Genomic DNA, 12,548 nt, shown 5'->3' with positions numbered 1-12,548 from the left:
GCCAACTCTTCGAGGAGACTCTTGTATGCAAGGCTTCGGTGGCTTTCTGGTGCTGATGGGCGCCGGCTCGTTTGTGCTGAACATGATGAACCGCGAGTTCGTGCTGCTCGGCTGGATCGACAATTGGGGCCCCACAGTCGGCAACATCATCCGCGTCGGCTTGATCGCCCTCGGCGCGGCGATGTTCGCCTTGGCTGCCGTAAACGACTCGGGCTCGGACGACGATGATGATGATCTGTCGCGAGATGCGACCCGACATCTCTAGCGTGGTGGGCCGCTGGGCCGCCGTCGGTTCGCTTGTGGGAGTAGTGCCATCCGTTTCCGCTATTCGTTGCGGCTGCTCCTGCTGGCGCCGGTCACGCTAGCCGTGGCGTTTGCGTGGGCCGCCTGGCCCAGCCGCACCGTCACAGCGTTTAAGTCGGCGATCGTGAACGAGCGCTACGAGGAGGCTAACGAGATGGTGCGGCTAGAAAGCTGGACGCTGCCCGACGGGCGGACGCTGCCGTGTTCGTTTGAGTCGGGGCCCGATGGAGTGGAGCTCAGGTGTGGCGGAGGCGCGTTCCACCGCACCACGGATCCTGCCCGGTTTGCCAATGGGCTGGTTCCCGCGCCGGTAGGTGTTGCGGACATGGTGGTCTCCCGGCGCGTTTATGCCGTTGGGACCTATGGACAGCACCGTCCAGGATTCGAATTCGTTGTCGAGCGGGGCACGGTAACGCTGCGGCTGCGTTAGGCGACCGGCTCAAGACGCCCCAGGCTGGCGGCGATCCTGCCGTCGTGGGCCTTCGGCTCCGTGCAAATCCAGCCGAAAAACACCTTGGCGTCGCCCCGCCGATGGACGATGATACAAGCACAGGTGCCGATAGAAGGATGGATTGCATCGGAGTTCTCTGATGGCAAGGTGCCCGACGTGTGGGTCGAGGGCGATGACCCGGAGCCGCACCCAGGACCGCAAGGTCTACCGCTTGATCTTCGCCGCCAAGGCGCGGTGCAACAACTGCTTCAGCGTGTTCCTGGCGCCGCAGTGGGCTGTCAAAGACGAGCCGCAGCAGCGCCGGATGCGGGCCCAGCTGGCGAGCGACCTCAGCGGCCGCCAGAAGCGGTCGATTTTTTGATCCGCCGTCCCACCCCTCGGGCGGGCTTGCGGGGCTAGCCGAGCGTCACCAGCTCTTCTTCGCCGACTGCATCCGCTGAGCCGCCAAAGGGCTCCTCGGCGGCGTGATCTTTCTCTTCCAGCGTCGCGTCAAGCTGACGGGGCCGGGTGGCCAGGGCCGCCAGGTACAGCCCGGCGACTACCAGCAGCAAAGCCTTGACGCCGATCACGAAGGTGATGGACTCCAGCAGGCCCCCGACCAGGGCGCCCAGCAGGTTTGCCCCGAGCGCCTCGTTCTTCCGTTCGACTGCGGCGAACGACTTGATGAACACGATGCCGGCAAAGAACATCGGCAGCGTGGTTAGCAGGCCCACCACCAGCACGCGGCCCACCAACGGCAGCACGCTCATCTGCGACAGGTCGACGAAGTAGAGCACCGCACACGAGGCGATCAGGCAGCCGCCCACCAGCTTCTGAGAGAGCCCCGGCAGCGCGGAGGCCATCAGGTTTGCTAGCAGAATCATCGTGAGGATACCGGAGATGATCACCGCGTTGACGATCCAAGTGCTTCCGAACACCAGTGAGGCCTTGCTGATGTTCTGCACCTCCAGCAGCAGGAACGCGGCTCCCAGCAGGAAGAAGTGCAGGTTGGTGCGGGTAAGCCACGGCCGACCCGCGGCAGACGACCACACGCCCAGCCGCTTGCGGTAGTGGAACGCAAGCACAAGCACCATCACGCCCAACAGGTAGTGAAGTGTGGGGATGCGGCGGTGCTCAAGGTACAGGTAGGGCCAGTCGTCCACGGCGATCTCGGTCCCGCCGGGCAGCACGATCGGGTGCCGCTGCTGCCAGTCGGCAATCTGGGCGGCGAGTTCCTGGTCGGAGCCTAGGGCTGCGTTGATCGAGTCCTGGCTGCCGGTCACAAAGGTGGCGCCGCCCCAGCCGATCTCGGTCTGGGGGATGCCGAAGATCAACGGCGCCCGGCCGAACACCTCCGTCAAGCAGGTCGAGATGCGGTCGGCGATATACGGCCGCTGGGCGATAAAGGTGAGCATCATGACGCCGTCGTCGGTCAGCAGCGACCGCGCCTGCGACAGGCTCTCCTTGGTGTACACGTAGTGGTCCAGCCGGGCGTTGGTCATCGACGTGGTGGTGTGCGAGTCGAGCAGGCCGAAGATGACCAGGTCAAACCGCTCGTCGGTGGTCTCGAAGAAGGCGCGGGCGTCATCGGTGACGACCGTCACCCGGGGCGACGCGTAGGGCTGCTCGGGGTGGTAGTCCCGGCCCATCTTGATGATAGCCGGGTCGATCTCAACCGCCGTGACGTGCTCGGCCCCGGCGCGCAGCGCACCGGCGACGTCGTTGCCGGTGCCGGCGCCGACGATCAGCACCCGCTTGGGCTGCGGCTTGAAGCGGAGCGGGATGTCGTACTGACTAATGCGGTCGCGGCCCACCTCCGGCGGGTCTAGGCGTAGGGCCTCCTCGCTCAGGTCAACGATGCCCTGGTAGGCCGCGTTGTTCACGGTCACGACGTATCTGCCACGCCAGTTGCTGGCGTCGTTGTTCTCGCTGAGCGTCAGCTTCTGGTAGGGCGACCAGGTGTTGACCAACGCGTCGGAGTTCATGTCCGCCAGGCCGGCGGTCACCACCACGGCTCCCAGCACTGCGAGGTTGGCAAGCCGGCGTCCGCCGGCGTTGACGAAGACCGCCAGCAGGCCTGCGGCCACGGCGAACCAGACAACCGGAGGCGCGTGCAGAGCGCTCAGCAGCGCGAACAGCCAGATGCCAATCAGGCTGCCGCCAACGTTCACACCGTACGCCTGGATGGTGCGCGGGTGGTCATCCATATACCTGCCCAGCAGTCGGCCGAGCGGGATAAAGGTCTCGCACACCAGCAGCATCAATAGCAGCGTCAGGATTAGCCCGAGGGTCATCCGTGAGAGAACTAGCCAGCCGCCGGAAACGCGTTCGTACTCCCAGATCACCAGCTCGTCGAGCGAGCTCAGCATGGTGCTGATGTTGGCCACGAAGTCCCGCGTAAACGGGATCGCGAGGATCGCCGTCAGGCACAACAGCGGGATCAGCGTCCGCTGGATCTTGATCTCCTGCCGGCAGGTGAAGCAGCCCAGCCCTAACCCCAGGAAGCAGACGATGAGGATCGTGTTCTGCAGGTAGGCGAAGATGCGGATCTCAGTGCCGATCCAGCGAATCAGCAGCATCTCGAGGAACAACCCGAGCACGCTGACCAGGAAGATCCCGAGGTTGCGGTTCACGGGGCCCACGAGGGACGAGGGCTCGGCGGGACGGGATGGGGTCATCGGCCTGGCTTGCAAGTAAGGTGGCGGCGGGCCCGACCTGCGGGCGTTCCCGCAAGGCTAGGTCATGGACCCACGGAGGCGGTAATCCGCCGGCGCCCCACCCTGCGTGTACAGGTTCGGCGCCATCACTACCCGCATAACCTGCAAGGACGCGCCACCCACTGCTGGGGTGGGCAATGCCTGGGACGAGGCTAGAGTGTTTGTTTAGCTTCTCCCTCCGAACAGGAATCCGCTATGTTCCTCGCCCGCATCTACCTCGCCCTGGTGGGGCTGCTCTACGCCGGGCTGGCCGCGTACTGCTCGCTAAAACCGGCCGACGCGGCCCGCAAGGTGGGGTTCGAGCGGCTTGGGGACTCCGGCAAGTCGGAGTTCCTTACCGTGTACGGCGGGTTGGAGTTCGGGCTCGCGTTGCTGTTGCTGGTGCCTTTGGTGCGCCCGGCAACCACTGGCTTCGCGCTGTTCGCGTGTATCGCGGTGCACGGTTCGCTAGTGGCGTTTCGCGCGGTGAGCGTCGCGCTGCACCGCGACATATCTCCCTTCACCACTCGGCTGGCGGTGGGCGAGTGGGTCATCTTTCTGCTGTCGCTGGCGGTGTGGTGGTGGGTGCGTCGGAGCGGGGCTAGCTAACCCCCGCGTTTGCGGCGTTGGACACACACAGCTGCGGCGATCGCAACTACCGAGAGGCAGGCGGGCTCGGGCGCCGGTGTAGCGGCGATCCCAATCGTCTGCATCGCGTCGCGCCAGACGGTGTAGTCGGCGGCGTCGACTGTGCCGTCGTAGTTGCCATCGGCTGAGCCAAGCTCGATAGCAAACGCCCCCTCGGTGCCGTACTGCTGCCGCCAGATGCCCAGATCAGCGGCGTCGACGGCGCCGTCGAAGTTGTAATCGCCCGCCAGCAGGAGCGTGTCCGCGTGCTCGGCAACCCACGGCACGGCCACGTCATCCAGACGCGTGGAGGGCACTGCGCTGGTGGCCGCCGCGACGTAGAACGGCTCGCTGCTAGCGAACCCCTCGGCCCGCACCTGCATCGCAGCCAGGTAGACCCCCTCAGGCACCGAGGTGGACGACTCCATGAAGAACCAGCGGTGCGCGTGCAGCGCCAGGTTGTTGGCCGAGATTGCGCCCAGGCGTTTGCCGCGGACCATGGCGGGCGAGCCGTCTACGGTCGCGCTGTCGGAAAAGCCCTCGGTGTAGAGCGTGAAATCGACGCCCGGCGCCGACGACGCGAACGAAACCACGTCAGTCGCTGCGTCCCAGTACATCAGGTTGGCGGTCTGGCCGCCCACGTGTATTGGCAAGAAGTCCCAGTGCAGCTCGGTCCCCACCGGCAGCGGGCCGCTGCCCGCCGGCGCGTTGGCTAGGGAAAGGAATGAAGGCACGTCGTTGGCGAGCGAGGAGGGGAACAGGAGCCCGAACGCGCGGTCTCCGATAGTCTGTGCGCCGGTGGATTCGTCGTCGTAGCCGGTCACGAGCCGGCCGTCCTTCTGCTGGACCAGGATGCCGCCCTTGTGCGCCGTGGCCGGGGGCACGATCAGCAGCACGGCGGCCGCGGCCGCGAGCCATGCAATTGATGGACTAAACATGTGGGACGCCTCGATTAGAAAAATGAACGCTTCGCCGGAGACGACCCGGCGAAGCGTTCCGGTTGCGAACGACTAGCCTCGACGCCGCCGGCGCAGCAGCACGGGCGCAGCCCAAGCAGCGAGCGCGACGGCGCCTGGAGCGGGCACGGCGGCCAAGTCTCGGACGTGCTCCACGGCGTTGGCGTAGTACGTGTAGTCGACGCCGCCGTAGACCGGCGCTGGGGCGCCGATTGGGTCGGAGGCGTAGTTGCGGACCAGCTCGCCAATCGCCTCAGCGGCTTCTACCTGGAGGTCCGGGTCGGCGATGCCGGTGACGCCGTCCGCGATCAGCGAAACCATATAGTACGGGTCGGAATCGGTCAGGCCGTCGACGCTGATCGTTAGCTTGCCGACGTACACGCCCGCCGCGGGCGTCGTAGCGCCTTCGACGCCGAACAGCGGGTGCGAGTGGAAGCCGCCGTCCGGGAACGACTGCATCGGCTGTGGCGCGACGCCGCCGTTAACGCCGGCGGGCGTTGAGAATGACACCGCTCCGGCGCCATCCCAGTAGCTCAACTGCAAGAGGTTGACGGTAATCTCCGCGCTAGCGGGCAGCGTTCCCTCGTCCGCGTCGAAGCCGGGCTCCGGAGAGCCGAAGTCCCACGGGACCACGGGGTTGGTCGCCTGCGGAAGCAGCACCGACGAGAACACATTCTCGTTTGGGTCGAACACAAGCTGCTGATCGTCGTCGTCGTCGAGGATAGCGAAGCCGACGTCGGCCTGGCCGTTGGTCGAGAACAACGCGATGTCGCCTCCGCCGCCGTGAGCCAACAGGTCGTGCGGACTGACTGCGGCCGCCAAGCCTAGCAGGCAGGCGGTCGCGCGAATGAAGCCGTAGGAAGTCATCGTGGTATCTCCATGGTTGTTAACTAATGATTGGCTGACCCGGCCTGGAAGGCCGGGCAGCAACTCGGTTGGGACGCAGGCATCAGCGTCTACTGCGGCGGGATGGCAAAGTTCTTGCCCTCGCGACACCAGTCGAGCACCAGCGCCGCGGCGACCGCTGAAACGTGACCGTCCGCGTACAGGTAGTTGGCCGCCTGACCAGAGTGGCGGTCGATGGCCACCTCGGTGGACACGGCCTCCGCAACAAGGTCGTTGCGGAGGTTCTCTTCCGAGAACCACAGGTAGCTGTGCACGTGGTCGTAGTGCACGCCGAGCCGAGCCGCCTCGCCCTCGAACATGAGGATTGTGGCGTGCGTCTTGGGCAGGTCGTACAGCTCCGAGATCAGCCCCTCGTTGCGGGCGGCTACCGCTGCCGCGAGCGCCGGCGGCAGGCCGGCGGTGTCGACGTCGTTGCGCTCGCGTAGGTAGCCGTTCATCGCGTAGCTGGTGGCCGTGTCGAACATTCGCTCCCGCCGCTCTAGGTCGTCGGGGCAGAGCCGCAGCTCGTCGACATCCTCGGCGTAGGGCGCCAGGGTCGCGATCCACGACTTCTCCTCCTCCAACCGCTGCGGGCCGGACTGGTTGTGGTAGGCCATCAGCGGGAACCGCCCGTCATGGGTGGTCGCGTACTGGTGGATTGCCAGACCGAGCTGCCGCATGTTGTTGGCGCACTGCGAGCGTCGGGCGGCGCCACGCGCCGCCTGCACGGCCGGCAGCAGAAGCGCCGCGAGCGCGGAGATGATGCTCACCACCACCAACAACTCGACCAGGGTCATCGCATCGCGACTTGCGCGCATACGCTTGCCTCTGCGGACACAGGGAGGGCGTCGGCTAGCGGCGCCCAATGCGCATCGGCGCGCACCGCCAGACAGACCAGAACCAGCTACGCGAGCCGGCCGGCAGGCGGTCCGCGAGGAAGTCGCAGACGCAGCGACGTAGAAGAGTCTCGCGCGTCCCGATCGGCGGGACGCAGAAGACTGGGAGTCGGCGCTGGGCGCCCACTGGTGACCGCGGCGAATCCGATCTTTAGCACCGAGGACAGGGACAGCAGCGGGCACGCGTGCGGCGCGTGCGTAGCTACAACGCGGTGCAGACTTGTGCCCGAGTCGGGCTCGCTGCAGTTGTCCGACCGGCTCTTCGCAGCCGTGTGGCTGTGGAAGTGCCAGTGGGCGTCCGGCGCGTGGCTGTGGAAAAAGCCCTCCCGGTGTTTGTGCTCCGGGGCGCCGCCAGACCAGCTTTGCTCGGCAAGCTGATGGAGCGAATCGCCCACCGCCCCGACCGTCAAATAGACGAGCGAGAGTAGGATCGCTGCCGGTTTATGCAGGCTTCGGGCGGGCATGGGAGTGGGGTCAGAAGGTGGGTCCCCGATTATGCAGCAACCCTGGCAAGCGGGGAAGCATCTTTCGGACGATTGCAGCGTCGCCGGCCAACACGGATCAGTACCACGGCTACTAAGGTACGCGGCGGGTCGGATCGTAGATTCGAAAAAATGCCGCTGGCCAGGGTATCGGGCGGCTTGGGACCGAAAGCGGCGGCTCGCGATCCGACCGGACACGCGGGCCGCAGGCGGATTGAGCAGCTCGTGGGCTTGGCTTAGAATCTGCGGTTTCGACAGGCGATCTCCCCTCCCACCTCAACCATCGACCCCCCCAACCACGCAATGGAACGCTCGCTGATTCTTCTCAAGCCCGACGCCGTGCAACGCCGCCTGATGGGCAAGCTGATTTCCCGCTTTGAGGAGAAGGGCCTGAACTTTGTGGCCATGAAGCTGATCCGCATCACGCCCGAGCTGTCCAAGCAGCACTACGCTGAGCACGCGGAAAAGGCGTGGTACCCGACCCTCGAGACCTTCATCACCGGCGGCCCGGTGCTCGCGGCCGTGGTCGAGGGCCTGGACGCGATCCAGGTGGTCCGCGGCATGCTGGGGGCGACCAACGGCCTGCAGGCGGCGCCCGGCACCATCCGCGGCGACTTCAGCAGCAGCCGTCAGATGAACCTGGTGCACGGGTCGGACGGCCCGGACGCGGCGTCGCGCGAGATCGCGCTGTACTTCAAGCCGGAAGAACTCGTCGAGGACGAGCCGACCATCACGAAGTGGATGCGGGCCGCGGACGAGTAGGCGGTTGATCGCCTAAAAATCTGTGCTGCGACTACTGCCGCAGCAGCGAGACGCTGACGTGCATCAGGCGGTCGGCCAGCAGCACCGCCTCGGGGTCGTCGTGCTCGAACGTCACGTTCAGGAATTCAAGCCCCCGGGCGTACGCGATAGCGTAGCCCTGGCCGACGATCACCGACGGAACGGTGATCTGGCTGAAGGCCCACTCGCTGCGGCCGAGAGCGGACTTGGCGCCGCCGACGATGATGTTGGTGATCTCGCCCGCGCCGTCCACGACCTGTGAAGTCAGCTCGCTGAAGGTGTCACCCAGCAGGCCCTCGACCGCCTTGATGGCGAACCGCTCGGCCATGTTCACCGTGACAAACCCCGACACCTTGCCATGCACACCGATCATGCCGGTGATGCTGCCGGTTTCGCGGGACGGCACCGACGAAACGCCGACACACCTGGCGGACACGCCGCACATGGCGAGGCCGTTGGTCACGGCGTCGACCACCGACTCCAGCAACTCGCCGCTGACGCCGACCTGCGTGGCGGTGGTGGGAACCTCTCTCTCGGCGACAGCAGACATACGCTCGTTCCGTCTGTAGGGGGCGGGGGCGGGGCTGATGCCCGGCTTGCGATAGTATTGGTCGCAAAATGCCCGGCGCCGGGTTGCCCGCCGCCAATTGCCGTTACCCGCCCACAGGCGATAGAGCCGCGGGCGGCGCAGCCGGCGCCACCCGCAGAAGCGGCCCGCGGGCCTAAGACTCGGCCGCGACGCGGTTCGTCGCCAGCCCGTAGCGCTTGATCTTGCGGTCGAGCGTGGACCGCTCGATACCCAGGATGCCGGCGGTCTTGCTCTTGTTCCAACCGGTCGCGATCAGCGTGGCGAGGATATGGTCCTTCTCCATGTCGGCCAGTGAGGTGGGCTCGAACTCACGGCGCCCGTCGTTCGACGAGGCGCCCACCTCGGTGTCGCCGGCAGTCTTGAGCGTGGAGAGCACCAGGTCGGTCGCGTCGATGAACTCGCCCCGGGTGAGCACCACCGCGCGTTCGATGACGTTCTTCATCTCCCGCACGTTCCCGGGCCAGCGGTAGCGGAGCATCTCCTCCATGGCCTTCGGCGTGAAACCCTTAATGCGGCGGCCGGTGTCGGCGTTGAACCAGCGAAGAAAGTGCTCGGCCAGCAGAGGGATGTCTTCGGGCCGCTTACGCAGGCCGGGCACGATGATCTCCAACACGTGCAGGCGGAAGTAAAGGTCGCGGCGGAAGTTACCCTCGGCCACCTCGTGCTCCAGGTCGCGGTTGGTGGCGGCGATCACGCGGACGTCCACCTTGATGGCCTCGCTGCCGCCAACCCGCTCGAACGGGTGCCCTTCGAGCACGCGGAGGAACTTGGCCTGGATCGTGGGGCTCATCTCGCCGATCTCGTCGAGCATCAGCGTGCCGGTGTCGGCGGCCTCGAACTTGCCCTTCTTGCGGTCGGTCGCGCCAGTGAAGGCGCCCTTCTCGTGGCCGAACAGCTCGCTCTCGAGCAGCGTCTCGGAGAGCGCGGCGCAGTTGAGGCAAACAAAAGGCCCTTTGCGGCGTGCGCTAGAGAAGTGCACCGCGCGGGCCACCAGCTCCTTGCCTACGCCGGACTCGCCGCGGATCAGCACGGTGGCGCGGCTGGGCGCCGCGCGAGCGACCTCCTGGTTGACTTTCTCGATCGCCTCGCTGCGGCCGATGATCTCGCTCTGCACGCCGAGCTGCTCGCGGAGCTGGACGTTCTCGTCCTTCACCTGGTTCAGGTTCTCCGAGAGGACCTGCCGCTGGTTGAGGTTCTGCAATGCTACGGCGATGGTGTCTGCCACCGCGAGCGAGAACTCTAGGTCGTCCGGGTCGATCGGCTTGGACGAGTCCGTTGTATACAAGTGCACGAGTCCCAGCACTTCGCCCTGCCACCGGATCGGGGCGCACAGCACGCCGGTCGCGAGGATGTCGCCGCTGGAGTCGCGTGCGCCGAGCTGGCTGTCGTCCATCACGTTGCGGGCCAGCACGCCCTGCCCCTCGCGGAGCACGGTACCGCTGAGGAATGATGACACCCGCTGGTAGCGGTGGGTGGTCTCGGTTCGCGAGGTGATTACCTCGAGCTTGTCGCCCAACTCGCTGCCGATGGCGGCGCCCGATCGCAGCAGCACGGCCCCGGCGTCCACCGCGACGCTCTCGAACAGCCCGTCGAGCGCGCTGTTGGAGAGCGACACCAGGTCGGTCGCCTTGGCCAGGGTGAACGCGACGCGGCACAGCGCGGCGGCCGCACGGCCGACCTTGGGGATGGGCGCGTCGTTGTCGATGGACGACGGGTCGAGGTACCGGCTCTGCTCACGCCGGTGCGTGATCTGGGTCGGCTCGGCGCCGTCCAGCAGCACGCTTTCCTCGTCGTCGTACTCGAGGGTGTGGTGCGGCGAGTCGGACTCTACCGAACGGGCCGAGCGGAGCACGCTGCCCGAGTCGGGAAACGCCTGGGACAGGTTGTCCACGAACGCCAGGTGCGAGCTGCCGATCCGCACAATGTCGCCGGGCTCGAGCACGCGGTCCTCGCTGACTCGGTCTCCGTTGACGTAGGTGCCGTTCCGGCTGTCCAGATCCCGCAGCGTCCAGTGGCCCTGGGACAGGAAAACCTCGCTGTGGACGCGGCTGCAACGCTCGTCTTTGATGCAGATTACGTTGGTCGGCGCGCGGCCCACGGTCACACTCTCGCCCTCAACCAGGCGGAAGACATCGGTCCATTTGGACCCTTCGCGGATTACCAGGTACGCCGTAAGGCTCATGGACGCGGTGGGGTGAGAGCGGGGGCACGCGGTGTAGCAAAACGCAACACTTGCCTGTCTTCCAAGGTACGATCGACCCTTCGATATTTCAAGCACGCGTTGTCCGAAATTGTGATTTCACAGACACTTACGGAGATGTGGGGGTGCCCAATGGCCCGGGGATTCCCGCTCTTCCTGGATAAACGACTATACGACTGCACGGCCCTGAGATTCGCCACCCACGCTCGTCAGTTGATTGCGGGCATTTGAACCAAAGCGTTTGATAGCCCTAGACTTAGCAACTATTCTGGAGGCTTGCGGAACAAATCGCCCGCCTTTACGCGAAGAGGCTGCTCTGGCGGGGTCTCATAATTCTCGGAGGATGCGTCCGATGCGTCGGTGTTTCAGCGCCCAATCAATCGTCACGTTCGCCGTGCTCGGGCTCGTGGCCCTGTCCTGTGCGCCCAGCCAAGCGCAGTTCTTCCGCGGCGGCGCCGTGGGCGGCGTCAGCATCGACGCGCAGGGCGTGCTGACCGCGCCCGAAGTTGGCGAGAACGAACAGCTGATGAAGGCCTGGCAGAAGGGCCTGAAGCCCGTGCCGGCTGACCTGCAGGCCTACACCGATATGCGGTACGTGTCGCTCAAGCGGCTTGAGCAGCAGGTCGCCAAGGCGTTTGCTACCGGCGAGGCGATCCCCGAAGAGGTCGCGTTCCTGGCCGGTATGCTGCGTGTCGAGTACGTGTTTGTCTACCCCGAGCAGGGCGATGTCGTGCTGGCCGGGCCGGCCGAGGGCTGGAAGGTCGACCGCCTGGGCAACGCCGTGGGCGCCACGACCAACCGCCCGGTGCTGATGCTGGAAGACCTGGTGACCGCGCTGCGGGCCAACCGCGTGAGTGGCGGCCCGGTGATCAGCTGCTCGATCGACCCAACCGAAGAAGGCCTGCGTCGCTCGCAGCAGGTTGCCGCCCGGTTCAGCGCCGCCACGTCGTCAACCGCCGCCGGCCGCGCCATGGAAGAGGCGCTCGGCCCGCAGGTGATCACGGTGACCGGCGTCCCCGCCACCAGCCACTTTGCCCGCACCATTGTCGCGGCCGACTTCCGCATGAAGCGATTGGCGATGAACTTCGAGCCGGCGCCAATCGACGGCATGCCGAGCTACCTGCACATCGCCGGGACCAACACCGACGCGTTCCCGCGCTGGTGGCTGGCCGCCAACTACGAGCCCGTCCTGCAAGACCCGAAGGGCCTGGCTTGGCAGCTTCGTGGGCAGGGCGTGAAGTGCATGACCGAGACCGACTTCGTCGACGCTCAGGGGCGCCGCACCCGCAGCGGCAAGGCGAGCCGGGGCGCCCAGAAGTGGGCCGACCTGCTGACCCAGCGGTTTGACGAGCTCGCTAACGAGGATTCGGCCTTCGGCCAGCTTCGCAACGTGATGGACCTGTCTGTCGTAGCGGCGTTGCTGGAGAAAGAGGGCCTGCTGGAGCACGTCGGCCTCAGCATGCCCGCGCTGATGACGACCTACGAGCTGCAGGAGTACCCGGCGCCGCGCGAAGTCGCCTCGCAGGCCAGCTTCCTGAACAAGCGTGGCAAGCGGATCGTCACGGCCTCTGGCGGCGTTCAGCTGAGCCCCTGGCGCGTGGCGGAGAACCTGCAGCAGACCGATAGGCTTACCCCCGCCCGCGATCAGGCTATGGCCAAGGCGGGCGGCGCCTGGTGGTGGCAGTAGCAGCTGCCCTACGTCCC

Annotated in this window: 12 protein-coding genes; 6 read left to right on the top strand and 6 right to left on the bottom strand. The window is 66.2% G+C overall.

The window, feature by feature from the left end; genetic code table 11:
- The first annotated feature begins 25 nt into the window (after positions 1-25).
- The 3 genes from KOR34_RS02025 to KOR34_RS02015 all read left to right on the top strand — a co-directional run bounded on the left by KOR34_RS02025 (position 26) and on the right by KOR34_RS02015 (position 1,115).
- Positions 26-265, top strand: coding sequence for a hypothetical protein (locus tag KOR34_RS02025; RefSeq protein ID WP_146561755.1), 240 nt, complete (start codon positions 26-28; stop codon positions 263-265).
- Between the two features lie 66 nt (positions 266-331).
- A complete protein-coding gene (locus KOR34_RS02020) occupies positions 332-733 on the top strand; it encodes a hypothetical protein (protein WP_146561753.1) in 402 nt (133 codons plus the stop codon).
- Positions 734-893: 160 nt separating this feature from the next.
- A complete protein-coding gene (locus KOR34_RS02015; RefSeq protein WP_146561751.1) occupies positions 894-1,115 on the top strand; it encodes a hypothetical protein in 222 nt (73 codons plus the stop codon).
- A gap of 34 nt (positions 1,116-1,149) precedes the next feature.
- Here KOR34_RS02015 and KOR34_RS02010 read toward each other — a convergent pair whose 3' ends face one another.
- The gene (locus tag KOR34_RS02010; RefSeq protein ID WP_146561749.1) at positions 1,150-3,411 is read right to left on the bottom strand and encodes a spermine/spermidine synthase domain-containing protein; all 2,262 of its coding nucleotides are present in this window, start codon (positions 3,409-3,411) and stop codon (positions 1,150-1,152) included.
- A gap of 234 nt (positions 3,412-3,645) precedes the next feature.
- On the opposite strand from KOR34_RS02010, the gene KOR34_RS02005 reads away from it, so the two are divergent.
- Positions 3,646-4,038, top strand: a complete 393-nt coding sequence (locus KOR34_RS02005) for a DUF4345 family protein (protein ID WP_146561747.1) — start codon at positions 3,646-3,648, stop codon at positions 4,036-4,038.
- Here KOR34_RS02005 and KOR34_RS02000 read toward each other — a convergent pair.
- The 3 genes from KOR34_RS02000 to KOR34_RS27420 all read right to left on the bottom strand — a co-directional run bounded on the left by KOR34_RS02000 (position 4,035) and on the right by KOR34_RS27420 (position 6,715).
- Positions 4,035-4,994, bottom strand: a complete 960-nt coding sequence (locus KOR34_RS02000) for a dockerin type I repeat-containing protein (RefSeq protein WP_146561745.1) — start codon at positions 4,992-4,994, stop codon at positions 4,035-4,037. The genes KOR34_RS02005 and KOR34_RS02000 overlap by 4 nt on opposite strands.
- Positions 4,995-5,066: 72 nt before the next feature.
- Positions 5,067-5,879, bottom strand: a complete 813-nt coding sequence (locus KOR34_RS01995) for a hypothetical protein (protein ID WP_146561743.1) — start codon at positions 5,877-5,879, stop codon at positions 5,067-5,069.
- Between the two features lie 89 nt (positions 5,880-5,968).
- Positions 5,969-6,715 (bottom strand): DUF1559 family PulG-like putative transporter, encoded by a 747-nt coding sequence (locus KOR34_RS27420; RefSeq protein WP_146561741.1) that lies wholly within the window; start codon positions 6,713-6,715, stop codon positions 5,969-5,971.
- An 863-nt stretch (positions 6,716-7,578) separates the two neighbouring features.
- Between KOR34_RS27420 and ndk the strand changes: the two genes are divergently transcribed.
- Entirely contained in the window at positions 7,579-8,037 is a 459-nt protein-coding gene (gene ndk, locus KOR34_RS01980) for a nucleoside-diphosphate kinase (RefSeq protein WP_146561737.1), read from the top strand.
- A gap of 31 nt (positions 8,038-8,068) precedes the next feature.
- Here the strand turns inward: ndk and KOR34_RS01975 are convergent, their stop codons facing one another.
- On the bottom strand, positions 8,069-8,605 hold the full coding sequence (locus KOR34_RS01975) for a chemotaxis protein CheX (protein ID WP_146561735.1): 537 nt from the start codon (positions 8,603-8,605) through the stop codon (positions 8,069-8,071).
- Positions 8,606-8,777: 172 nt separating this feature from the next.
- Complete coding sequence (locus KOR34_RS01970; protein ID WP_146561734.1) at positions 8,778-10,826, bottom strand: sigma 54-interacting transcriptional regulator; 2,049 nt, start codon at positions 10,824-10,826, stop codon at positions 8,778-8,780.
- A 370-nt stretch (positions 10,827-11,196) separates the two neighbouring features.
- Between KOR34_RS01970 and KOR34_RS01965 the strand changes: the two genes are divergently transcribed.
- Entirely contained in the window at positions 11,197-12,531 is a 1,335-nt protein-coding gene (locus KOR34_RS01965) for a DUF1598 domain-containing protein (protein WP_197531063.1), read from the top strand.
- Positions 12,532-12,548: the final 17 nt, after the last annotated feature.

It is taken from the genome of Posidoniimonas corsicana, assembly GCF_007859765.1.
Taxonomy (GTDB): domain Bacteria; phylum Planctomycetota; class Planctomycetia; order Pirellulales; family Lacipirellulaceae; genus Posidoniimonas; species Posidoniimonas corsicana.
The sequence above is the reverse complement of the archived record's forward strand: the minus strand, read 5'-3'. Positions and strand labels throughout refer to the sequence as shown.